This is a genomic window from Mycobacterium sp. NGS51, from assembly GCF_059812525.1.
In genome coordinates, this window is sequence record NZ_JCALCV010000019.1 from 61,282 (window position 1) to 85,794 (window position 24,513).

The 24,513-nt window shown below is 65.2% G+C and carries 10 protein-coding genes and 2 pseudogenes (1 of these 12 only partly in view); 5 read left to right on the top strand and 7 right to left on the bottom strand.

Annotation, left to right across the window (positions count from 1 at the left end; all coding sequences use genetic code 11):
* Positions 1–11,198: the 5' portion of a non-ribosomal peptide synthase/polyketide synthase gene (locus AC5Y5W_RS20620; RefSeq protein WP_500012373.1), read on the bottom strand. Its footprint begins 13,093 nt before the window's first position; only the first 11,198 of its 24,291 coding nucleotides appear in the window; the start codon lies at positions 11,196–11,198; its stop codon lies off the left edge, out of view.
* A gap of 568 nt (positions 11,199–11,766) precedes the next feature.
* Between AC5Y5W_RS20620 and AC5Y5W_RS20625 the strand changes: the two genes are divergently transcribed.
* The 5 genes and pseudogenes from AC5Y5W_RS20625 to AC5Y5W_RS20645 all read left to right on the top strand — a co-directional run.
* Complete coding sequence (locus AC5Y5W_RS20625) at positions 11,767–13,227, top strand: cytochrome P450 (RefSeq protein ID WP_500012371.1); 1,461 nt, start codon at positions 11,767–11,769, stop codon at positions 13,225–13,227.
* Between the two features lie 107 nt (positions 13,228–13,334).
* Positions 13,335–14,348 (top strand): annotated as a pseudogene (locus AC5Y5W_RS20630) (IS256 family transposase); the annotation flags it as partial.
* Positions 14,349–14,461: 113 nt separating this feature from the next.
* Positions 14,462–15,514: a tyrosine-type recombinase/integrase gene (locus tag AC5Y5W_RS20635; protein WP_500012369.1), complete on the top strand. Its 1,053-nt coding sequence runs from the start codon at positions 14,462–14,464 to the stop codon at positions 15,512–15,514.
* Positions 15,511–17,454 carry a tyrosine-type recombinase/integrase gene (locus tag AC5Y5W_RS20640; RefSeq protein ID WP_500012367.1) on the top strand — a complete coding sequence of 648 codons (1,944 nt, stop codon included), beginning with the start codon at positions 15,511–15,513 and terminating at the stop codon, positions 17,452–17,454. The genes AC5Y5W_RS20635 and AC5Y5W_RS20640 overlap by 4 nt, the downstream gene beginning before the upstream one ends.
* A gap of 44 nt (positions 17,455–17,498) precedes the next feature.
* A pseudogene (locus AC5Y5W_RS20645) lies at positions 17,499–17,723 on the top strand (transposase); the annotation flags it as partial.
* 361 nt (positions 17,724–18,084) lie between these two features.
* Here AC5Y5W_RS20645 and AC5Y5W_RS20650 read toward each other — a convergent pair.
* From AC5Y5W_RS20650 to AC5Y5W_RS20675, 6 genes are all read right to left on the bottom strand, one after another.
* The gene (locus AC5Y5W_RS20650; RefSeq protein WP_500012365.1) at positions 18,085–19,350 is read right to left on the bottom strand and encodes a glycosyltransferase; all 1,266 of its coding nucleotides are present in this window, start codon (positions 19,348–19,350) and stop codon (positions 18,085–18,087) included.
* 163 nt (positions 19,351–19,513) lie between these two features.
* Positions 19,514–19,930 (bottom strand): nitrile hydratase accessory protein, encoded by a 417-nt coding sequence (locus AC5Y5W_RS20655; protein ID WP_500012363.1) that lies wholly within the window; start codon positions 19,928–19,930, stop codon positions 19,514–19,516.
* Positions 19,927–20,592 (bottom strand): nitrile hydratase subunit beta, encoded by a 666-nt coding sequence (nthB, locus tag AC5Y5W_RS20660; protein ID WP_500012361.1) that lies wholly within the window; start codon positions 20,590–20,592, stop codon positions 19,927–19,929. Before nthB ends, AC5Y5W_RS20655 begins: the two co-directional genes overlap by 4 nt.
* Positions 20,589–21,167, bottom strand: coding sequence for a nitrile hydratase subunit alpha (nthA, locus tag AC5Y5W_RS20665; RefSeq protein WP_500012359.1), 579 nt, complete (start codon positions 21,165–21,167; stop codon positions 20,589–20,591). The genes nthB and nthA overlap by 4 nt, the downstream gene beginning before the upstream one ends.
* Before the next feature lie 234 nt (positions 21,168–21,401).
* Positions 21,402–22,646: an argininosuccinate synthase-related protein gene (locus tag AC5Y5W_RS20670; protein WP_500012357.1), complete on the bottom strand. Its 1,245-nt coding sequence runs from the start codon at positions 22,644–22,646 to the stop codon at positions 21,402–21,404.
* A gap of 308 nt (positions 22,647–22,954) precedes the next feature.
* Positions 22,955–24,235 carry a glycosyltransferase gene (locus AC5Y5W_RS20675; RefSeq protein WP_500012440.1) on the bottom strand — a complete coding sequence of 427 codons (1,281 nt, stop codon included), beginning with the start codon at positions 24,233–24,235 and terminating at the stop codon, positions 22,955–22,957.
* Between the last annotated feature and the right edge of the window lie 278 nt (positions 24,236–24,513).

Here is a 24,513-nt window from a genome sequence, read left to right on the forward strand (position 1 = left end):
CAGGACACGCCGTCGACGGCCAGATGGTGGATGGTCACCACCAGCTGGCCCGCGGAGGTTACCCACAGCGCGCTCAGCATCACCCCGGCGGCCGGGTTCAACCGTGACCGCGCGGCCACCAGCGCCTCATCGGTTAGCGCGTCCGCCGATTGCAGGCAGGCAGCAGCGTCGACCGACCCCGGCTCGAGCACCGTCAACGACCACCCGCCGGCGCCGTCGTCGTCGACGCGCAGCCGCAGCGTGGCATGCCGATCCAGCAAGGTCTGCAGCACGAGGACCACGTCGGCCTCGGTCACGCCCGCCGGCGCCTGCACCACCATCGTCTGGTTGAACTGGTCCACCGGGCCGTCGATGTCGTGCAGCCACTTGATGATCGGGGTAGCCGACACCGGGCCGACACCCTCGTCGATCGGGCCACTCGCGTCGGCCACTCCGGCGACCCGCGCCAGCCGAGCCACGGTCTGCTCGACGAAAACGTCTCGCGGGCGGCACACCAGGCCAGCGGCCCGAGCCCGGGCGACCACCTGCATCGACAAAATGCTGTCACCGCCCAGGTCGAAGAACGAGTCGTCGACCCCGACCCGCTCCAGACCGAGGACTTGGGCGTAGATGCCGGCCAGCAGCTCTTCGACGGCGTCAGCCGGGGCGCGGTAGTGATCGACATCCTGGTATTCCGGTGCCGGCAGCGCCCGGATGTCGAGTTTGCCGTTGACGGTCAACGGCAGGGCATCCAACACCACGACCGCGACGGGCACCATGTAGGCCGGCAGCCGTTCGGCTAGCGCCGCGCGCACCCCGGCGGGGTCGGCGGTGCCGGTGACGTAGCCCACCAGACGTTTGTCGCCGGAACGGTCTTCGCGGGCGATGGCCACCGCCTGCTCCACGCCGTCCAACCCGGCCAGGCCGGCCTGGACTTCACCGAGCTCGATGCGATAGCCGCGGATCTTGACCTGCTCGTCGGCGCGGCCCAGGTATTGCAGCTGCCCGTCGGGACGCCAGCACACCAGGTCCCCGGTGCGATACATCCGCGTCCCCGGCCGGCCGTGCGGACACGCCACGAACCGCGCGGCGGTCAGTTCGGTGCGGCCCACATAGCCGTAGCCCAGCCCGGCGCCGGCCACATACAGCTCCCCGGTGACACCGACGGGTACCGGGCGCAGCCGGTCGTCGAGTGCGAACAACGCCGCGCCGGCCACCGGCGAGCCGATCGGCACCCCTTGCCCCGGCGTCAGCGGCGCGCTGATCGCGACACACATCGTCGTCTCGGTGGGACCGTAGGCGTTGATCATCACCCGCCCCGGCGCCCACTGCTCCACCACCTCAGACGGGCAGGCTTCGCCGACTACCACCAGCGCCGCAGACTCCAAGCCTTCCTGCGGCAAAACCCTTACCGCCGAAGGTGTTTGGGTCAGCACATCGACGTGTTCACGAACCAGCAACGCGTGGAAGTCTTCTGGTGAGCCCGCCACCTCCTCTGGCACCACGACAACTCGCCCACCCCGAAGCAGCGCCCCGAAGATCTCCCACACCGAGACATCGAAAGCCAGCGAATGACACTGCGGCCATACCCCGGCGCGCGGCAGCCCGGCGTCGAGTGTCTCCAGCAGTTGGGTCACGTTGTGGTGGCTGATCGCCACCCCTTTCGGCACGCCGGTGGTGCCCGACGTATAGATGAGGTATGCGACGTCGTCGTGACTCGGTGCCGCGCTTTCCGGCAATGCCGTGGCAGGCTGCGCGTCTAGCGCGGGGTCGTCGATATCGATGACCGGCAGATCACATCCGCCCAGCCGCGACCGCAAACCGGCGGTGGTGACCGCCGCAATCGGCGCGGCATCGGTGATCATGAACTCGATCCGCGCGGCCGGCACCGACGCATCGATCGGCAGATACGCGGCTCCGGTCTTGAGCACCGCCAGGATCGAGACGATCGCCTCAGCGGAACGGTTGAACAGCAGCGCTACGCGTTTTCCGCGGCCTGCGCCCTGCCCGACGAGCATGTGCGCCAACCGATTTGCGGCCTCATCCAGTTCGCGGTAGGTCCACAAACGTTCGCCGCAGGTGATTGCCACCGCCTCGGGGGCGCGGATCACATGCTCGGCGAACAACGCCGGAATCGACACTGGCCTGGGCGCTGGGCCCGTCAGCGTCGCATGGTTGCCGATCGCATCGAGGCGGGCGTATTCGTCGGCGTCGAGCACGTCCACCGCCGACAAGCGTGCCGTCGGGTCGGACGTGATGGCCACCAGCACCCGCTGCAGCCGCACGACCAGGGTTTCGATGCTGGCCGGGTCGAACACGTCGGTGCGGAATTCCACCGTCCCGCCGATTCCGGCGGGCTCGCCGGCTTCGGTGCGTCGTTCCGACAAGGAGAAGCTCAGGTCCATTCGGGCGGTGTGGGTGTCCACCGGCAGCTGGGTGACCTGCAGGTCCCCGAAAGCCAGCCCGGCAGCGGGATCGTCGAGGTCGTGGCCGGGGACGTTCTGCCACGCCAGCGCCACCTGCACCAGCGGGTGATGGGTCAGCGATCGGGTGGGGTTGAGACGCTCGACGAGCACTTCGAACGGCACATCCTGGTGCTCGTAGGCGGCCAGGCTGCGTGCGCGCACCTGGGCCAGTAAGTCGGCAACGGTGGGATCACCGGCCAGGTCGACCCGCAGCACCAAGGTGTTGACGAAGAAGCCGACCAGTTCATCCAGGGCCGGGTCGCGACGGCCGGCGATCGGGAACCCAACGGCCACATCAGAACTCGCGCTGAGCCTGCCCAGCAGCACCGCCAGGGCCGCCTGCAACACCATGAAACTCGTCGCGTTGTGCTCGGCGGCTACCCGGGCCACCTGCTGCTGCAGTTCGACCGGCCAGTTCAGGGCCATCGTGGCGCCGCGCTGATCGGCCACCGCCGGGTAGGGCCGATCGGTCGGCAGCGCCAGGCGCTCGGGCATCCCGGCCAACGCATCCTGCCAGTAGGCCAACTGGGTGCCGATGCGGCTGTGGCTGTCGTCGAGATCACCGAACTGGGCACGCTGCCACAGCGTGTAGTCGGCGTACTGGACCGCCAGTGGCGCCCAGTCGGGTGCTTGTCCGGCGCATCGGCTGGCATAGGCCACGCCCAGGTCAGCCACCAGTGGGGTGATCGACCAGCCGTCGGCGGCGATGTGGTGCAGCACGGCAGCCAACACGTGTTCGTCGTCGGCGATGCGGAAAAGCCTTGCCCGCAACGGGATTTCGGCAGACAGGTCGAACGTGTGCCGCGCCGCGGTCTCGATGGCCTCCTGCAGTCGGCTTGCCGGCCAGCCGGCAGCATCAACGACGTCCCAACCGAATTCGGCGTTCTCCGGGGCCATTGCCACCTGTCTGGGGATGCCGTCGGGTGCGGCGAACAGGGTGCGCAGGCTTTCATGGCGGCCCACCACGTCGCCCAGCGCCGCGCCCAGCGCGTCGATGTCCAGTGCCCCGCTGATCCGAAACGCGGCTGTCATGTTGTAGACCGGGGACGGCCCCTGTAGTTGGTCCAGGAACCACAACCGGGATTGGGCGAACGACAACGGAATCACCGCGGGCCGCGGGCCGGCCGTCAACGGCTCCAGCCGATCTTCGTCGCCACCGATGCGTGGGGCCAGCTGAGCTACCGTCGGCGCGTCGAACAAAGTGCGCACCGCGATGCCGGCATTCATCGATTTGTTGACCGCGGCGACCAGACGCATGGCGGAGAGTGAATCGCCGCCCAGCTCGAAGAAGGAGTCGTCGACTCCGACCCGGTCGAGCCCGAGGACGTGGGCGTAGACACCGGCCAGGATTTCCTCGACCGGGCTGCTCGGCGCACGATAACGATCGGCATCCTGGAATTCGGGTGCCGGCAGGGCTCGGGTGTCGAGTTTGCCGTTGACCGTCAACGGCAACGCGTCCAACGCCACCACCGCGGCCGGCACCATGTACGCCGGCAGCCGCTCGGCCAACTGGTCACGAATCTGGCCCGCATCGGCGGTGCCGGTGATGTAGCCGATCAGATGTTTGTCGCCAGGACGCCCTTCGCGGGCGATCACCACGGCCTGCTCGACGCCGTCCAGGGCGGCCAGAGCTGCCTGGACTTCACCGAGCTCGATGCGATAACCGCGGATTTTGACCTGCTCGTCGGCCCGCCCCACAAACTGCAACTGCCCGTCGACACGCCACGAGACCAGATCGCCGGTGCGATACATCCGGTGTCCCCGCGCCCCGAACGGACACGCCACAAACCGTGAGGCGGTCAACCCCGTCCGGCGCCAGTACCCGCAGCCCACCCCGGCACCGGCCACGTACAGCTCACCGACCACACCCGCCGGCACCGGGCGCAACCAGGCATCCAGCACAAAAAAGGCCGCCCCCGCCACCGGCGAGCCGATCGGCGGCACGCCCGACCCCTCCGCCAATGGCGCGCTCACAGACGTGTACACCGTGGTCTCGGTGGGGCCGTAGGAGTGGACCATCACCCGCCCGGGCGCCCACCGATCCACCACCTCGGCCGGGCAGGTCTCACTTGCCGCCACCAATGTCACCGAATCCAACCCGTGCCGCGACAACGTCCCCACCGCCGACGGCGTCAGGATGAGCATGTCGACGTGTTCGCTGACGAGCAAGGCGTGGAGGTCTTCCGGTGAGCGGCCCACCGACTCAGGCACCACCACCAGCCGTCCGCCATGCAACAGCGCGCCCCACATCTCCCATGCCGAGACGTCGAAGGCCAGGGAATGCCACTGCGACCACACCCGCCCCGATCCCGCCGGCATGCCGCCATTCACTGACTCCAGCAGCTGGGCCAAATTGTGATGAGTAATGGCCACGCCCTTCGGGACGCCCGTCGTGCCCGAGGTGTAGATGATGTAGGCGATGTCGTCGGGGGTCGGCGCCGAAAGTGCAGTGCTGGGCTGGGTATCGATAGCGGTGCCGTCGACGTCGACGACGTGCATGTCACATCCATCGAGTCGCGACCGCAGCCCGGAGTTGGTGACGGCGGCAATCGGCGCGGCGTCGGCCAGCACGAACCCGATGCGCGACTCCGGTAGCGCCGGGTCGATCGGCACATAAGCCGCCCCGGTTTTGAGGACCGCCACAATCGACACGATCGCCTCGGCCGACCGGGACAACAGCAGCGCCACACTTTCACCCGGCCCCGCCCCATGACTGGCCAGCAGATGTGCCAACCGGTTGGCGGCCTCGTCGAGTTCGCGGTAGGTCATGGAACGGCCATCGCAGCTGACCGCCAACTCGTCGGGGGTACGCGCGACTTGTTCGGCGAGCATTGCCGGAACGGATGCCGTGGTCGTCGGTTGGGTCAACGCCGACCGGCCGCCCCAGCTATCCAAGCGGGCATGCTCAGCCGCATCGAGCAGATCCACCGCCGAGAGCCGCTGCCCGGGGTCGGTCGCCATCGCCACCAACACCCGCTCTAACCGCTCGATGAGGGCTTTGATGCTTTCGGCGTCGAAGACGTCGGTGTCGTATTCGACGCGAAGATCCAATTCGCGGCCCGGCTGTGCTTGCACCGAAAGGGGGTAGTGGTTGGTTTCGTGGAAATTGAACTCGGCGATGGCCAGCCCGTCGGTGCCCAACGGCGCGGAGGTGTCGATCGGGTAGTTCTCGAACACGAAAAGGGTGTCGAACAGGCGATCTTGGCCGGTGAAGTGGTGGATGTCGCTGAGCGCCACGTGCTGGTGCTCGAGCGTATTGTTGTGTGCGTTCTGCAACTGGTCGAGCAGGTCTGCGGTGGTGGTGGTCGGCGTAAACGTCGCCCGCACCGGCACCGTGTTGATCAACAGGCCCACCATCGACTCCGCACCGGCCAATTCATCCGGCCGTCCCGAGACCGCAACACCGAAGGCGACGTCATGCTGGCCGGTTAGCGAGGTGAGCAGCTGAGCCCAGGCGCCCTGCAGCACGATGTTGGCGGTGGTGTGCTGCGAGCGGGCTAGCTCGCCGACGGCGCGGGTGGTCTCCGCTGATAACCGGAACGATTCGATGCCTCGCCGGCCTAGCCGTAGCCGGACGGGCGGGCCCACCAAGGTGGGGGTGTCAAACCCGGCGAGCACCGCACGCCACGCCGCTTGGGCGGCCTCGACGTCTCGTTCGGCCAGCCAGGTGACATATCTGCGGTACGGCGGAGCTGCGGGCAGTCGCTGCCCGAGATAGCCCGCGAAGACCTCTTGCAGCAGGATCGGCATCGACCAGCCGTCGAGCACGATGTGATGGGTGGTGAGAACGAGCCGGTGCCGGTCCGGTGCGGTTCGGACGAGGGCGGCCCGGAAGGCCGGCTGCTCGGCGAGGTCGCAGACCGCGACGCGCTCGGTGGCAAGTACCTGCTCGATCTGCTCGTCGGGATCGCCGGCGTCCAGGTCGACGTATCGCCAGGGCGCCACCGGATCAGCGGGAATGATTTGCACCGGCTCGTCGAACTGTTCGCAGAATCGGGCGGTTAGGTGTGGATGCCGGATGACCACGGCCTGCACCGCGTCGTGCAGCCGGTGCTGGTCGAGCGGGCCGCTCAACGCGATGTCCAGCTGCATCGCATACACGTCGTCGCCGGGGCCCTGGGCGACGCTGGTGTGGAAGAGCAAGCCCTGCTGCAGCGGGGTCAATGGCAGCACGTCGGCGATCGGGTATTGCCGCTGCAGCTCGTCGATTTGCTGTTGGCCCAGCCGGGCAGGCGCAATATCCGACGGGGTCAACCCGCCCCCACCACTGCGCACATGGGCGCAGATGCCGGCCAGGGCCTCAAACCACAGCTGGTTCAGGCGGCTGATCTGACCGTCGTCGAGCGCGGACGGCGCCCACGTCCAGTCGGCGTGCAGCTGCGGGCCGCTGGCGGTGTCGACGGTGCCGGTATTGAGCTCCACGGTGTGCATCAACGGCAGCGGCACCGCGGTGGACGCAGCGGTGAACGAGTCGCCTGGTTGGCAGAGTCGCCACAGCTCCTCGGAGAGCTCGGCAGCCCCCGCACCCAGCCGGCCCAGGTAGTTGAAGCCGATCGCCGGGTCGGGCCCGGCCAGGTCCGCATCGGGGTTCAGGTAGCGCAGGAGGCCATAGGTCAGTCCGTCGGGCAGGGCCCGCAGCTGCTCCTTGGCGTCTTTGATCGCCGCGCCCAGCGCGGCGTCGCCGGCCACCACCTGCGTCCAGTGCAGCCCGTCGGCGTTCAACGCCACCGGGTATTTGGTGGTGAACCACCCCACCGTGCGCGACAAATCAACGTCGGCGGCTAACTCCTCATGACGCCCGTGCCCTTCGACATCGATCCCGATCGGTGTACCGGTATCGCCGACGAACTCGGCCACCGCCAACCCGAAGGCGATCAGAAGGATGTCGTGTACGCCGGCGTGAAACGCTGCGGGTATCTCACCGAGCAGCATGCGGGTGGTGTCGGCATCCAGCTCTGCCGACAACCGCCCGGCACTCGCGTACGTGTCGACGTCGGCCCGCGCGGCCGGCAGGGCGGCCGGAGTCGCCGCGACCTGACGCCACACCTCCGCCTGGTCGACCACTTCTGGATCGCGGGCATGCTCAGCCAGCAGCTCTGCCCACCGGGCAAACGACATGCCGCCCGCAGTCAGGGCCACGGGTTGCCCGTGGTGATGTTGGGTCCAGGCGATGTTGAGGTCTTCCAAAAGGATTCGCCACGACACGCCGTCGACGGCCAGATGGTGAACGACCAGCGCCAGCTGGCCGGTCGAGGACGCCCATACGGCGCTGAGCATCACCCCGGCGGCCGGGCCCAACCGCACGCGGGCCGCCACCAGCGCGTCGTCGGACAACGTGTCCACCGACTGCAGGCAGTCGCCGGCGTCGACCGATCCGGGCTCGGGCACCGTCAGCGCCCACCCGCCGGCGCCGTCGCTCGAGGCGCGCAGCCGCAGCATGGCATGCCGATCCAGCAGGGCTTGCAGCACAACCGCGACGTCGGCCTCGGTCACCCCGGCCGGAGCCTGCAACAGCACCGTCTGGTTGAACTGCTCGACCGGGCCGTCGGCCTCGCCCAGCCACCGCATGATCGGGGTCGCCACCACCGAGCCGAGGCCCTCGTCGATCGCGTCATCCGCAGTGGCGGCGGCCGTGACCACCCGGGCCAGCCGGGCCACCGTCTGCTCGACGAAAATATCGCGCGGGCGACACACCAGGCCGGCAGCACGGGCCCGTGAGGCCACCTGCATCGACAAGATGCTGTCCCCGCCCCGCTCGAAGAACGAGTCGTCCACCCCGACCCGGTCGACGCCGAGGACTTGGGCGTAGATGCCGGCCAGGAGCTCCTCGATCGCGCTGGCCGGGGCGCGGTATTGGTCGACGTCCTGATACTCCGGAGCGGGCAGCGCGCGGGTATCCAGCTTGCCGTTGACCGTCAACGGCAGCGCCTCGATCGCCACCACCGCGGCCGGCACCAGGTAGGTCGGCAGCCGCTCAGCCAGCGCCACCCGCAACCCGGCCGGGTCGACGGTCCCGGTCACATAACCGACCAGGCGCTTGTCACCGGGACGGTCCTCGCGGGCGATCACCACCGCCTGTTCGACGCCGTCCAGCCCGGCCAGCACCGCCTGGATCTCACCGAGCTCGATGCGATACCCGCGGATCTTGACCTGCTCGTCGGCGCGCCCTACGTACTGCAGCTGCCCGTCAGGACCCCAACACACCAAGTCCCCGGTTCGATACATCCGCTGCCCGGGCTCTCCCGGCTCCTCGAACGGACAGGCCACGAACCGCGACGATGTCAGCCCAGCCCGGCCCACATACCCATAACTGAGCCCGGCGCCGGCCACGTACAACTCGCCGACCACACCGGTCGGCACCGGCCGCAGCCACGCGTCGAGCACGAAAAAGCCCAGATGCTCCAACGGCGCCCCGATCGGGCTGGCGGCGCTGTGAATATCGCCGAGGCCGATCTCCCGGAACGAGGCGTGCACCGTCGTCTCGGTGATGCCGTACATGTTGATCAACCGCGGCAAACCCGGATGGTTGTCCAACCATGAGCCAAGGCGCTGGGGCTCGAGCGCCTCACCGCCGAACACCACCGCCTCGAGCTTGAGCTGAGATCCCGACTCAGCGGCCAGCGCATCGACGGTCTGCAGCGCATAAAACGCCGACGGGGTCTGGCTCAAGATGCTGACCTGCTCAGTGACCAGCACGGCATAAAGCTCTTCGGGCGAGCGGACCACCGAATCGGGCACCACCACGACACGTCCGCCACGCAGCAGGGCCCCGAAAATCTCCCACACCGAGAAGTCGAACGCCAACGAATGACACTGCGTCCACACCTGACCCGCCGACAACTCCAGATCAGCGTCCAGCGCCTCCAGCAACCGGATCACATTGTGATGAGGAACCGCCACGCCTTTGGGCAAGCCGGTGGTACCTGAGGTGTAAATCAGATACGCGATGTCGTCCGGGCTCGGCGCCGGTAGCGCGGTGCTGGGCTGGCCGTCGACCGCCGGGTCACCGACGTCGATGACGGCTAACTCAAACCCGCCCAGCCGCCCGGCCAGATCCGACGTGGTGACCGCGGCGACGGGTGCGGCGTCGGCCAGCACGAACTCCAACCGCGCATCGGGCACCGCCGGGTCGATCGGCAGATACGCCGCCCCGGTCTTGAGCACCGCCAGCATCGACACGATCGCATCGACCGACCGCGAAAACCACAGCGCCACCGACTGACCCGGACCCACACCGCGGGCGGCGAACAGGTGCGCCAACCGATTCGAGGCCTCGTCAAGCTCGTGATACGTCATGGCGCGGCCGTTGCAGCTGAGCGCCACTGCCTCGGGAGTACGCGCCACATGGACGGCGAACAATGCCGGGATGGACGCCCCGGTCGGCGCGGGCGCGGCCAACACCGCGCGGTTGCCGACCGCATCGAGGCGGGCGTGCTCATCGGCCTCGAGCACATCGATCACCGACAACCGCCGGGTGGGATCGGCGGTCATCGCCATCAACACCCGCTCTAACCGGTCTGCCAAGTTGCGAGCATCGCAGTCAGCAAATAATTGCCCGACACCGGTCGTGCTGAGATAAAGTTGTTCGTCGTCCCGGATAATGACCAGCCCAAACTGGTCCAAAAGGCCGGTGTGGGTGACGATCCCCGTCCCGGAAGCACCGGCAAGATCCGCTAAGCGGGCAGTGGGAATGAAATTGATCGTGGCCCTATTCGACGCCTGTCCAAGGTTCTGGATATGCGACTTGTGCGCAATAGTGCGCACCGGGAACCGCTGATGTTTTACCGCGTCTTGTACTTGCTTGTCGACATGTTCGCAGAAGCCGGCGGCCGTGGTCTCCGGCGAAGATTTCAACACCAGTGGCACCACCCCGGAGACCATTCCGGGCACAAACAGTGCCTCTGGACGCACACGCCTGCTCACCGGAAAATCGAGCACAACCTCCGAGCCCCCGGCGTCGTGCCCATGCACCAGCAGCGCGCAGGCCGCGGTGATCACCGACGCCCGGCGTACCCCCAACGCATGCGATAACTCGCGGGTTCTGGCTACGACGGATGGGTCCAGTTGAACCGGCTCAGAAGGCACGTAGTCACGCGGCTGGCCTGCGGCGCCGCCACGCGACAACCCATAGCCCGGTTCGCGGTCAAGCGGACGGTTCCGTTCCCAATACGCCTGATCATCGAGATAGTCGTCGGAAGCTTCGTATTCCAACTCGCAATCGATCAAATCGGTCAGCGACCCGAAAATCGGAGGAGGAATCGGAGCACCGGTAGCGATCGCAGAATAGACGCCCGCAATTCGATGGCACAGGAGACCAATGCCGATTCCGTCGATCGCTATATGGTGGCAGCAGATGAAAATATAGCATTCATCTACTCGCGTCTGGAATAAGGTGAAAGTGAACAAGGGGCCACTAAGTGACATCGGGACGCGTTGAATCGACGATGCCAACCGGTAGACTTCCTGCACGGGATTCTGTGAGCCTACGAGGTCATATCGGGCAAGCTCAATGTCCGGATAGTCGACAACCTTTTGAAAAACTTGACCGTCGGCCTCGAAAAACGTAGCTCTCAGTGGTTCGGCCTCGTGCACGACGTGCTGGATCGCCGATTTCAGCAAATCGGGGTCGATCCGGCCCTCGATTCGGGCGAACATGCCAATCTGCCACTTAGTACCGGAAAGTCCCGCTTCCTCAGAAAGCCATATGTCCAGCTGCCCGCGCGTCAGCGGCAGGGCCCCAACGTCACGTTCCATCCGACTCCCCCGAGCAGCAGAGTTCACTTCTCAGAAGCCTGGACCGCTACCAGCCTCTCGCGCAGAGTCTTCGACCGTATCTGCGGCCAGCCCCGGTCGCAGTAGCCCGAACCCGCAGATCGGTCCGCTTCGCAGAACCGCGCCCGCCGCAGGCCGTGTCGCCTGTCGCTGGCCGAAAACCTGCCGCTGTCGCAGCCGAACGGATTGACGCCCACCGATTCCTCGTACCTCACAGTCGACACGTGTAAATCTCGCTCCAGACCATAGTGGAGGCGGCCAGGCATGTCCGGATTTTGGACAAAATCTCGGTGTGACCTACCGCTCAGTAATAGCTGCGCTGCGCAAGGCTCGCGTTACCTCAAGTGAAGCTACCAAATAGAACGCCACCCAGGTCAATGGCATCCAAAACTCTAGTTCGGAAATGCTGCCTTGAAACGTCCCGGCCAAATCAGCACATGGCCGCCAGGTGACCCCATCACAATCGACGCTAGCAGCGTCAACCAGTCGGTGGCACCGATTGCGATCATCCCGGCGATCCGTGCCAATGGCTGATAGCTACGATCGGCGGGTGACCGATACCGTGTCTACTACACTGCCGCCCGGACCTCCGCTTCCCCTGTTTGTGCAGTCCTTATTGAGTTTGCGCTACGGGTTGCGCTTCTTGACCGCATGCCATCGCCGCTACGGCGACGTGTTCGCGGTGCGTGAACCACTGAAGGGCACGGTGGTTTATCTCGCGAATCCCGCCGACATCAAGACGGTGTTCGCGGGCGACCCGCGGGTTTTTCATGCCGGCGAAGCGAACGCGATGTTGGGCGCGATACTCGGCAAGAGTTCGCTGTTTGTCCTCGACGAGGACGAGCACCGGGACCGGCGTCGTCTGATAATGCCGGCGTTTCATCGCGACGCCGTCGCGAACCACGCCGGTCAGATGGCCGAGATCGCTGCCGAGAACATCGCCAGATGGCCGGTGGGCAAAAGCTTCCGGGTGGCGGACAGGATGACTGAGGTCACCCTCGAGGTGATCCTGCGGACCGTCATCGGCGTCACCGACCCAACCCGGCTGGCCGCGCTGCGCAAGGTCGTACCCGCGCTGCTCTATCTGCGCCCGTGGGAGACGCCGGCGATTGTGAAGCCGAACCTGCGGCACCGTCGCCCGTGGCGAGGGTTGGGTCGGCGATTCGCACAAGTCGACGCCCTGCTCTACGCCGAGATCGCCGAGCGTCGCGCCGACCCTGGCCTGGCCGAACGCACCGATGCGCTGGCGATGCTGGTCCGCGCTGCCGACGACGCCGGGCGCGGGATGGACGACCGCGAATTGCGCGATCAGCTCTTGACGCTGATCGGCGCCGGCCACGAGACCACCGCGTCGTCGTTGGCCTGGACGCTGGAGCGGCTGACCCGCCACCCGGCCGCGCTGGCCAAGGCGGTGCGCGCCGCCGACGCCAGCGCGGCGGGCGATCCGGCCGGCGACGAGTACCTCGAAGCGGTAATAAAGGAGACGTTGCGGAGCCGCCCGGCGGTATTCAGCTCGACCCGGCTCCTGACCGAGCCGACCGAGGTGGGCGGCTACCGACTGCCGGCCGGCGTCGAAGTGAGCCTGGCGATCGGGCTGGTTCACCAGAACGCCGAACTTTATCCGGATCCGGACCGGTTCGACCCCGAGCGGATGATCGGCGCCAACCTGAGCCCGACCACCTATTTGCCGTTCGGCGGCGGAAGCCGCCGCTGCATCGGTGCCACCTTCGCTATGGTCGAGATGCACGTCGCGCTGCGTGAGATCCTGCGACGGGTCGAGTTGAGGACCACTACGGCAGCCGATGAGAAGCCGACGCTGAAGCACGTCACCTTCGTGCCGCACCGTGGTGCGCGTATAGAAGTCCGGGCGATCAAGGACGTCACGCCAGCATCGCAGGCAACAGAGACCCCGCGGTGTCCTGCCAAGACCCACGGCACAACACTACCGAGCGACTTGCTGCCGAAGTGGGTAAGTCCCCTGGCGTGGTGGGGTTTTGGGTCCCGGGGCTGACTAGGTAGAAGTGGCCGGGTGTGTCGTTGACTGTGTTGGGGTGGGCCATCGCGTAGTGGTCAGTGAGTTACCGACCAAAGTGACTCACGATAGGAACACACGACGCGATGACCCAGGATCATTCTGCCCTGCTCGCTCAACTCGATGCGCTGAAGTCTGCTGATGCCGGGGCGGTGTTCGCCGAACTGATCCGGGCCGGGCTGCAGGCGCTGATTGAGGCGGAGGCCACCGAGGCGATCGGCGCTGGCCGCTACCAGCGATCAACCGATCGCGGTACTCATCGCAACGGGCATCGCCCCAAGACGGTGTCCACCTCGGCCGGCGACATCGAGGTGCAGATCCCCAAGCTGCGGGCTGGATCGTTCTTCCCTTCGCTGCTAGAGCGGCGCCGGCGCATCGATAAGGCGCTGCACGCGGTGATCATGGAGGCCTACGTGCACGGAGTATCCACCCGCAGCGTCGATGATCTGGTCGCCGCGATGGGCGTGCAGGCCGGGATGTCCAAGTCCGAGGTGTCGCGCATCTGCGCCGGACTGGACAAGGAGATCGAGGCCTTTCGCACCCGCAGCTTGTCCCATACCGAGTTTCCGTACGTGTTCTGCGATGCCACCTTCTGCAAGGTCCGGGTGGGGGCGCACGTCGTGTCCCAGGCCCTGGTGGTGGCCACCGGGGTGTCCATCGACGGCACCCGGGAGGTGCTGGGCACCGCGGTGGGTGACAGTGAGTCCTACGAGTTCTGGCGCGAGTTCCTGACCTCACTCAAGTCGCGCGGGCTCACCGGGGTGCACCTGGTCATATCCGATGCCCACGCCGGACTGAAAGCCGCGGTGACTCAGCAGTTCACCGGCTCATCATGGCAGCGATGCCGGGTGCACTTCATGCGCAACCTGCACACCGCAGTATCGGCCAAACACTCCCCAGCGGTCACTGCTGCGGTCAAGACCATCTTCGCTCACACCGATCCGGCCGATGTCGCCGAGCAATGGGACCGCGTCGCTGACACCTTGGCCGGCTCGTTTCCGAAGGTGTCGGTGATGATGGGCGAGGCGAAGACCGACGTGCTGGCGTTCACCGCATTCCCGCGAGCGCATTGGCAGAAGATCTGGTCGAACAATCCCATATCCGTTAACCGGCCCTCGGGCGACACGAGCCGAGCTGCGGCGTGAGATTCCGGCCCCGTCCGCGATGGCGGGTCGATGCTAAGGGCCGGGCGTTACGGGAAGGCAGGACGGGAATGGCTGTTCACGTGCGGGAGTATGACGGTGGCTATCAGCTCGACGGCGATTGGAACGGCCGGGGTGCGGCGAATGCGTTTCTTGCGCACCTGGCCGGACGAGGTTTCAGCCCGGCCACGGTGCGCGCATATGCGTTTGATGTCGTGAATCTGGCGCGGTTCCTCAGCGAGCACGGTGTCGCGTTGGACGCGGTTGATGCGCCGCGGGTGTTCGACTGGATCGATTGGCAGGGGGTGCGCCGAAGCGGGCGTCCCGGTCACACGCAGCGGTCGCACTCGGCTGCGGCCTCAACGGTCAACCGTCGGGTCGCGGCGATACGAGCCTTCTTCGAGTACTTGGTGATGACCGGACGTCGTGACGACAATCCGGTGCCGTCGCCGCGGCGCGGGCAGGGACTGCGCCGCTCGGAACGGGGCCTGCTGGGTCATCTCGGTGCAGGGCGGGCCCGAGCTGGTGGCCGGTTGGTGAGGCAGGCGCGTCTGCTGCCGGAGTCGTTGCCGGCCAATGACATCGACACATTCGTGGCCACGCTGGCGACGCACCGGGATCGGGCGATCGTGCTGGCGATGCTGCTGGGTGGGTTGCGCTCGGCGGAGGTGCGCGATCTGCTGCTGGCCGATGTGGACATGGGCCGGCGGCGGCTGCGGGTGATCGGCAAGGGCGGCAAGGAACGCCACGTGCCGGTGGACGCGGCGTTTTTCACCGAGGTGGCGGCCTATCTGCGCTGGGAGCGTCCCGCGGGGCTGACGACACCGCAGTGTTTCGTGGTGCTGCGCGGCCCGACCAGCGGAGCGCCGGTCAGCGAGGCCGGGCTGCGCAGCCTGTTTCGCCGCCATCGAGAACTCTCTGGTGCAACCCGGGTGCGCCCTCATCGGCTGCGACACACCTATGGCACCGAACTAGCTTCGGCTGGAATCGATCTGCTCGCCTTGCGGGCGCTGATGGGACACGCCTCGCCGGAGACCACCGCCCGCTACGTGCACCTGTCGATCGAGCAACTCGCCGCCGAATACGGCGCCGCTCGCGCCACCTTGGCGGGAGCATCGCGATGACCACCGCCCTCCTCCACGGTTCTGTCGAGACCGGCGCCCTGTTGGATGACTACCTCGACCACGTCGCGGGCTTGAAACTGAGCGGGCGTGCGATCCGGGACCGGATCCGCATCGCGCGAGACTTCGTGTCTTGCAACCCGGATCTGACTATCTGGATGGCGCTCCCGGCACGTGAGCAAGCGGCCGAACTGCGAGCGAGCGGCGCGTGGCCGCTGCTGTGCTATGCGGTCGGCACCGGGCGGTTACGGCTGGATGTGGAACTGGCCGCCATCAAGCAGCTGAGCGGGCTCGGTGCCGCAGTTGAGGCACGGGACCCGACTGGGTTCGCAGCCCTGCGCGAGGCGGGAAATCGGTTGGGATGGACTAGTTGCTGGGTTGAGACAGTGCTCGGCGAGTGCCTGGCGGTGGTGTTGGCCTGGCACGGTGGGCTGGTCACCGACCTGACCGCGCAGGTGATCGAGGAGTTTGACGCTGCGCTGTCGGCAAGCTCAACTGCGCCGTCGTCACGGCGCGCCTACCGGGCCCGGTTAGCCAGCCTGCGGCAGCTGCTGTATGAGACCCGCGTGGTCGACACCGCACCCCGGCGGCGAGTCTGGGCACGCAGCCTCGAGCAGCGCTTCACCGATGTGGCGATGGCCGACCCGATCCGCGACACCCTATTGCGCTACATCCGGGTGCGTGCGGCGGTGCTGCGACCGAAATCGGTCGAATCGCTGATCAACGACCTACTTCCGTTCGCCGAGTACCTCACCGCGCATCACCGGCAGGTGACTAACTTTGGCCAGCTAGACCGTGCCTGCATCGAGGGCTACCTGGCGTGGAATCGCACCCGCGGCTGGCGCGGACAACGCGCCGCCGCCGGCGCCGGGCGCACCATCTCGGCCGCAGTCGCACAATCAGCGGTGCTCAGTCTCCGCAACCTGCTCGACGACATCACCGCCTGGGGCTGGAAACAGGCCCCGACGCGGCGGCTGGTCTTCGCCGCTGACGTCCCCAAACTCGACCAGCCGCTGCCACGCGCATTGGCTCCAGACGTCGACGCGGCGGTGATGAATGCTGTTGCCCAACTGGATGATCGGTTCGCGTGCATCGGGCTGACCGTATTGCGCGGTGCAGGGCTGCGGGCTGGGGAGCTGCTCGACCTGGAGCTCAGCAGCATCATCGACTACGGGCCCGCCGGCACCTGGTTGAAGGTGCCGCTGGGCAAGCTCGCCACCGAACGCATGGTGCCACTATCGGCGACCACGATCGCCGCTCTTGACGAGTGGGTCGCCCGCCGTGGCCCGCATCGGCCATTGCCGCACCCACGCACCGGTGTGCTCACCGACTTTCTGTTTACCCAACGTGGTCGTCGCCTTGGCTACACGCGGCTGCGCAATGGGCTGCTCACGGCCGCCGAATCCGCCGGGCTGCGTGCACCAGACGGCACAGCGCTGGTCGTCACACCTCATCAGCTGCGCCACACCTGGGCTACCGAGCTCGCCAACGCCGGCATGAGCCTGCAGGCACTGATGGCGCTGCTCGGACACGCCACCCCGCAGATGACACTGCGCTACGCCACCCTGGCCTCGCCCGCCCTGCGCGCCGCCTACGACGAGGCGATGGGCAGGATGCGCCGCCAGTTCACCCTCACCCCAGTCGGCAAACCCATCCTGCCCGACAAGATCAGCTGGCTGCACAGCGAGATGCTGAAAACCCGTGTCGCTCATGGTTACTGCGCTCGCCATCCGGCCGCTGGCGCATGCCCGTATGCCAACATCTGTGAAACCTGCGACAACTACATCACCGCACCCGAATTCCGGGGTGCCCTCACCGACCAACTCGCCGACATCCAGGCCCTTAAAGCCGACGCCGAAACCCGTGGCTGGACCGACGAAGCAGCCCGTCACGACCGCGTCGCGCACGCCCTCACCGACCACCTCCAACGCCTCGACCGATGACACCCGAACCCACACGGGGTTGGCCCACCCATGAAGGCCGGATAATCGAGCGGCTCAACAAAGAGACCAAGCGCCGCGCCGATGTCGTGGAGATTTTCCCTAACCCCGCGGCGTTCCTGCGACTGGCCACCGCCGTGGTGATCGAGGCCCACGACGAGTGGCAGGTCACCCGCCGCTACCTCTCCGACGTCTCCATGGACGAACTACGGGCCGTCATCGCCGCCAAACACGCCGCCGCAGCACTTGCAAAACAACACCAAATCACCTAGCGTTCAACATGACTCGTTGATCGCAATGCGTGAACCACGCCAGATCCGAAGTCCACCACTTCCCGGGACGCTATCGCCGAAGTAGCAACACGGTAATGCCTTGTGCGGCAGCACAATCCACGCCGACATACCCTCCTGCCGCATTGCAACTTGGCCGCCGCGATCTACCCCAAAATCATCAACAAGACCGTCGGAAGCGGTTGGTAAGGGGACGTCGCTTTCCGGTCGCGTAGCTTCGGATCTAGGGTCGAGCCTGAACCTCTGTTAGCCAACGGGTTTCGCCCATAGCACAGACACGGATCAGCTCCTCATCGCCTGCCGCGCGTCGAGGTGCAACAGGCCGTGTATTGCTGCGGTCTATTCATCGAGAACTGAGGCCGGCGAAATTTTCCACAAGGTCGGCGGCGGCCGTAATGCATTCGGCGGGTTTGGTCATCTGAGTGGCGATCTCGCGGGCCCGGGCAGCGTATGGAGCGGCGGAGATGGTGCGCAAGTCTGCGATCAGAGTTTCTTCCGTAGTGGCCGAAAGGCGCCGACTGGCACCCACCTTCAGTCGTTTGACCCGAGATCCCCAGAGCGTCTGGTCGAAATCCGTGGAAAGGATAAGCTGGGGAACTCCAGCGCGCAGCCCTATGGCCGTGGTACCCGTACCGCCGTGGTGCACGACCGCGCGGCAGGCGGGAAAGGCGGCCGCGTAATTCAACGTGCCCACCACTTTCACGTGCTCGAAGTGCGGCACGTGGGTGTAGTCACTCCCAGCGGCGCCAACCAACGCCCGCTCGCCCAGCTGCGCACAGGCCGAGCTGATCATCGCAAGTGTGTCGGCGGCAGATCCGACGGGAATGCTGCCAAAGCCGAAGAAAATCGGCGGTTTTCCCGCAGCAATCCAGGACAAGACCTCGTCATCAGCATCGGTTGGCAACTCCATCGTCAACGCGCCAACAAAACGCCGGTGGTCCGCGAATTTCGCCCATTCCTCTGCTAGACCCGGAAAGCAAATCTCGTCGTAGGCCTGAATTTCCAGCGATCCGCGGCCGGTGACCCGCCAGGGCGAGGGCCTTGTCGCCTTTGGTAGGCCCAATTCACGGCGCTGCACGCCCTCGACCTTCTTCGCAGCGCGCCAGCCCAGCCACTCGGCACCCGTCATTGCGGCGCGGCCCAACGGTGCCGGCAGGAATGGAAGAAGCTGGCCATTGGCCCGGATTGGGAACATATGCAGTGTGGCCAACGGAATGCCGTAGTACTCGGCCACGTTGCCAGCGGCGTCCTCGAAATTCACCCCGGTAAACAGCAGATCGGCGCCCTCCGCCAGCGATGTCAGTGTCCTGATGATCTCCTTCCAAGACTGGAGAAAGGGCTCCATCACTTCGCGCCGCAGCCTAATCAGCTCCTGGATTTTCCAGAAGTTACGGAAGACGTGAGTCCAGAAGTTGCGGTGGGCGTCCAGAACGTCCTGCAAATCTGGTCCGTACGGGACCGCCTCAGGACCAGCCGCCTCGGCGAAGCTGACCAGATCGGGCGGGACAGCCATACGCACTTCGTGCCCACGACGCAGTAGCTCTCGGCCGACAGCGACGCATGGCTCGATATCGCCGCGAGTTCCATAGCTTGCCAGCACAAATTTCATCGGGATCTCGACCCTTCACTTCGCGTGCAGTTCCTGCGAATTGAAAGTGCGAGTCTCGCACCGCAGGTTCAACTGCCGGGCAGCATAACCCACTACCTGCGGTACCGAACCGACATCCAGAAGTTTTGAGACGGCGTCGATCGTTGCCACTCCGGGACTTGCACTATCTGCTGGTCGAGGGGTGTCTTTCGGTTCTTGCGGCATTCGCCGCTCGGCTGTTGTGTGTTGCGGCAAAGTCATCGGCTTGTAGTTCGATCGGCTTGCCATGCGGTGTGCGGCCGGCTGCATGTTGCCACGCATCGCGCCAGCGCGCCGTCTCGGCCGTGCCGATGCCTTTGCGCGCCAACAGGTCTTCAAGTGCCCCAAGCCAGTGGTGGTAGTAAGTGTCGCCGATGTCGGAGTCACCAGCCGCCTGTGCCGCCTTGATTCGGGTTGCCAGTGCGTCGGCCCATTCGGTCCAGGTGTACAACCCGCGCCCGTGCAAAGAAACCACGATCGCGAAAGCCCTTGCCTCCCAGGGCTCTGCGAAAACCGGCTCGTCGCCACCGACGGGCCCGGGAGCCCAAGCGGGCTGATTCATGTTGCCTCCAAGTACGGTTCCCATACGTCGACCGACACCGTCAGGCCCGGCTCAGCGTCCGGCCACAGGTCGGCGCCCCGGAACACCACCGTGTACAGCCACTGCGGCTGTTCGCCATGACCACCGGCATTCGCATCGGCGAAGACGTGCATGCCGTGCACGCGTTCAATCACCGCCGGCTTGGCCTGCGCATACCTGGGTAGCCGCGTGTGATGCGGGATTGGCCCGGCAATCGTGCGCACGCGCTGACCGACGGCGAACCGCGGACCCTTGGTTGCGAGCCGCTCGGTGGGCGCGCCGCGAACCTGCAGTGTCGGCACATCGTGCGCGTACAGGACGCGGGGCAACGCGGAGGGGGGCTGGAGCGACCGGCCCGCAACCACTTCGTCGGCGGAGACCAAGCCGCGCTCCTCAAGCTGCTTGAGCAGCGCGCCGAACCAGATTTCGTAGTAGCTGCGTTGGTCGTAGTCCGGTAGGGTTTCGCGCGCGGCACGTGTCATGTCCAGGTTCCAGGCCCCAGTTGCGCCCATCGACAGTTGAAGCGCGAATACACGCGGCTCCCAAGCCGCGTGCCACGGTCCGCACTCGGCCTCGAGCTTGATCGGACCGTATCCCAATTGGCCGCCCACATCAGCGTGCGTAACGTAATCGTCGCTGCTCATGCGTCGACGGCCGTCGGGCTGCGGGGTAGAGCGGTTCCAATCATCGAATCGCGGGTCACCAGCGCGGCGAGCTCCTCTTCGTTGAGGTCTTCGCTTCCGACCGGTCGCATGGGCAGCACAAGATAACGGACTTCGGCCGTCGAATCCCAGACCCGGATATCTGTGTCCGGCGGTAGGGTCACGCCGAACTCGGCCAGCACAGCACGCGGGTCACGTACCGCACGCGAGCGGTACAGCGCGCTCTTGTACCACTTAGGAGGTAGGCCCAACACCGCCCATGGGTAGCAGCTGCACAGAGTGCAAACCACGAGATTGTGACGCTGAGGCGTGTTTTCCACTGCGATCATGTGCTCGCTCTGCCGGCCGGTATAGCCTAGCCACGCGATCGCGGCGGTGGCGTCAGTCAGCAGCCAGTCGCGGTAGGTTGCATCAACCCACGCCCGAGCGATCACGCGCGCACCATTACGGGGGCCAATGCGTGTCTCATAGGTATCAATGAGCTCGTCTAGTGCCGCCGGATCGACGTACCCTTTGTCGACGAGCACGCTTTCCAGCGCCCTTACCCGCAGATCCATCTCACCGATCTCGCTGGGGTGACCTGCGTTGATGCCGCGGGGACGGTCCCCAGGCCCGCTCATGGTTCGACGTTACGGCTACGTTGTCGAGTTCGGATCATCCGGCGGGGCACGCAAGCAGTTTCCTGGTGATCAGCGGTGTACAGCAACGCCACGCGGCGGGCATCCCCGAACGTGTAACAGCCTCTCGCGGCTGGGTCGATGCTCCACGCCGGCGTCGGGCCGTTCGACACGCTAGCCAAGACCAATGCTGCGCCCAGTCAAGATGGAGGGGTCGTCGAGCTCACTTGTTGTAACAGGCCTCGCCGCCGCAGCTTTTCGGTACTCCCACTGCTCCCGATCACGGATGTAAAGCGGTGATACGGCCTTTAAGCCCGCGAGTTCAAACCCCCCGCTTCGAAGAGTAAATCGGACGTCCCCACTAACGCGTTGAGCACTCACTTCGAGGAAGGACTGCAATGCCTTTCGGAGACTGCGGAACCATCGCCCCTCTACAGCCTCCATAATCAAGGCTTCCCCAAGAGTGCGCATCCAACGAAGTGTCTCCACTTCGACCGTCGCTGAGGCGAGCTGAGCGAAACCTTCAAGGATGAGTGTCGCAGCAGGAGCCTCACGGACCTCGAGTACCTTCTCGCCACCTTCTAGATGCTCGAGGCCGGAGAACCGTCCGATACCGTAACGGCCAACTTTGGCGTTGAGGCCGGAAATCAGTTCGATAAGATCAGTGACAGGTTCCGAATCCACTGATACGACACGCCCTCTATCGAAGCGCAGCTCTATGACACGACTCGCTGTTTCAGTTGGGATCGACCACTGGTACAGATTTTCAACGATTTCGAAACTTTCGGGGTCGTCTAGGGCGCCACTCTCGAACTCCCTGCACCACAAGTTGGTGTCGACGCTTGTCAACCGATTCGCGAAACCAGAGATGCCAAACGCCTCTCGGAGTTCTAAACGCTTGAAGTCGCGGGCCAGGGCATCGACCTCGTAGGGTGATCCGAAGTAACCTTCAAAACCCAGGTCGGAGATAGCTCCATTGAGCCTCCGCAAGCTATTCTGCGACTGATTGGCTGTGTGGAGCAGACACTTGGCGTCGACGGACCGCGCGAACTCCACTCCGACTCGGGCAATCAATGGTCGTGACAGCGATGCGCTAATGGGGTGCTGACCGAGATACCGACCGCCAGCAAGAATCGATGGGTAGACAAACTCCTCGACAAATTCTTTTCTGCAGTCGAGACGCGTGACATTTACATCAAATTTGTCCGCTAGGTATGAGAATTGTTCGATATCGAAGTCGTCCCCGATATCGACGGACAATGCAATAAGATTCACATCAAGTTTCGACAGCTGCGCCAGCAGGTACGCACTATCCAAGCCGCCACCGCACAACGTCACAATAGTGTCATTGCGGTGACATAATTCCTCTATATCCGAAAAGGAGCGGACCTTCCTGTGATTCATATAGTCAGCTACCATGCTTAAACCCTTTTCGGGCTGCCAGCAGGGGCCACAGGTGTAAACCTCCGTTGTCCGCTAAATGCTTATCATTTAAATGTCTTTCAGCCGGAGCACCCGAAAGCGAAAGGTCGCGCCGCCGACGTTGGAAGGCTCGAACCCACTAACGGTCCAGATCCTTACAACTGGGTCAGGCTAGCACCCTTGCATTCAAGGCATGCTGGTTCTGTCAAAGTGCACGACTGACAGGTCCTCGATCGGCGATCCTCCTGTGTCGCTTGCCAGGCGGATGGGCGGCGCCGATCGTTACGAAGTGCCCGCCGGTGCTGTCAGCCGACGCCTCGGAGCCGGACGAAATTTTCCAGGAGATCGGCCGCGGTTGCAACGCTTTCGTCGGGTTTGATCATCTGGGTGGCGATCTCCCGAGCCCGGGCGGCGTATTCGGGAGCCAAGATGGTGCGCAGGTCTGCGACCAAGGATTTCTGCGTAGTGGCCGAAAGACGCCGCGCAGTGCCCACCTTCAGTCGTTTGACGCGAGCCCCCCAGAGCGTTTGATCGAGGTCGGTCGAAAGGATCAACGTGGGAACCCCGGCTCGCAGGCTCGCGGCCGTCGTGCCCGCGCCACCGTGGTGCACGACCGCGCGACACGCCGGAAAGGCCGCCGCATAATTCATCGTGTCCACCACCTTGACGTTCTCGAAACGAGGAACGTCGCTGAATTCGCTCGAACCGGCGCAAACCAGCGCCCGTTCGCCCAACTGCGTACACACCGAGCTGATCATGGCCAGCGTATCGGGGGCCGATTTGACCGGGGTGCTGCCAAAGCCGAAAAAAATCGGCGGTGTGCCCGCAGCTATCCACGACGCGACCTCATCATCGGCGTCGGTCGGCAAGTCCATCGTTAGCGCGCCGACAAGAGGCCGTTGACCATCCCACTTCGCCCATTCGGCAACCAGTCCCGGAAAGCAGACCTCATCATAGGCCTGAATTTCAAGCGAACCGCGTTCGGCGATCCGCCACGGCGAAGGCTTTGTCGCCTTTGGGAGGCCCAGTTCGCGGCGCTCGCCGCCATCGAGTTTTTTCATCATGGGCAAAGCCGACCACTCGCCCATCTTCATCGTGAAACGGGTCAACGGCGCCGGCAGCCCAGGAACGAGCTGGCCGTTGGCCCGAATCGGGAATACATGCAGTGTGGCCAACGGAATGCCGTAATGCTCAGCGACGTTACCGGCCGACTCCTCACCAATCACTCCGGTAAACAGCAGGTCGGCGCCCTCCGCCAGCGACCTCAGCGTCGTGCTGAGCTCCCGCCAGTACTGGGTGAACAACTGCCAATTCTCTCGCACCAACCCGACCAGATCCCTGATCTTCCAAAAGTTCCTCCAGAACTTGCGCAAGAAACGTGCCGTGAAGTCCTGGTTCACGCTTTGCCACACCTTCACCTCCGGCCCGTAAGCAACCGGCGCAAGACCAGCCGCCTCAGCAAAGCCAACCAAATCCGGCGGAACAGCGATCCGGACGTCGTGCCCACGACGCACCAACTCACGGCCCACAGCGATACCGGGCTCGACATCGCCACGAGTCCCATAGAACGTCAGCACAAACTTCATCGCTGCCCCCAGCCCTTCCTCCCCGTTCGCGTTCTGGGAAACCAAAGCGCAAGCCACATCACATGCGCAACCGCCGCGCAGCATAACCCGACGCCCGCACCAACGACCTGAAAACCAAAAGTGTTGGGCAAACGGCCGACACACCCGACCGTCGCAGGAGAAGGTCCTGGGCTGTGGTATGGGCACGCGGGTTTTCTCACTCTGGAGATTTCGTGGCACTAAACATTCGAACAATTTTGGGTTCGGTCCTCCAACATCACGCTGATGGGCTTCGGTGC

Excerpts from the sequence above, each read along its gene's own strand:
- AC5Y5W_RS20670 (WP_500012357.1), bottom strand. The coding sequence starts at position 22,646 with ATGGTAGCTGACTATATGAATCACAGGAAGGTCCGCTCCTTTTCGGAT.
- nthA (WP_500012359.1), bottom strand. The coding sequence starts at position 21,167 with ATGGATCTGCGGGTAAGGGCGCTGGAAAGCGTGCTCGTCGACAAAGGG.
- AC5Y5W_RS20635 (WP_500012369.1), top strand. The coding sequence starts at position 14,462 with ATGGCTGTTCACGTGCGGGAGTATGACGGTGGCTATCAGCTCGACGGC.
- AC5Y5W_RS20675 (WP_500012440.1), bottom strand. The coding sequence starts at position 24,235 with ATGAAGTTTGTGCTGACGTTCTATGGGACTCGTGGCGATGTCGAGCCC.
- AC5Y5W_RS20640 (WP_500012367.1), top strand. The coding sequence starts at position 15,511 with ATGACCACCGCCCTCCTCCACGGTTCTGTCGAGACCGGCGCCCTGTTG.
- AC5Y5W_RS20650 (WP_500012365.1), bottom strand. The coding sequence starts at position 19,350 with ATGAAATTTGTGCTGGCAAGCTATGGAACTCGCGGCGATATCGAGCCA.
- nthB (WP_500012361.1), bottom strand. The coding sequence starts at position 20,592 with ATGAGCAGCGACGATTACGTTACGCACGCTGATGTGGGCGGCCAATTG.
- AC5Y5W_RS20655 (WP_500012363.1), bottom strand. The coding sequence starts at position 19,930 with ATGAATCAGCCCGCTTGGGCTCCCGGGCCCGTCGGTGGCGACGAGCCG.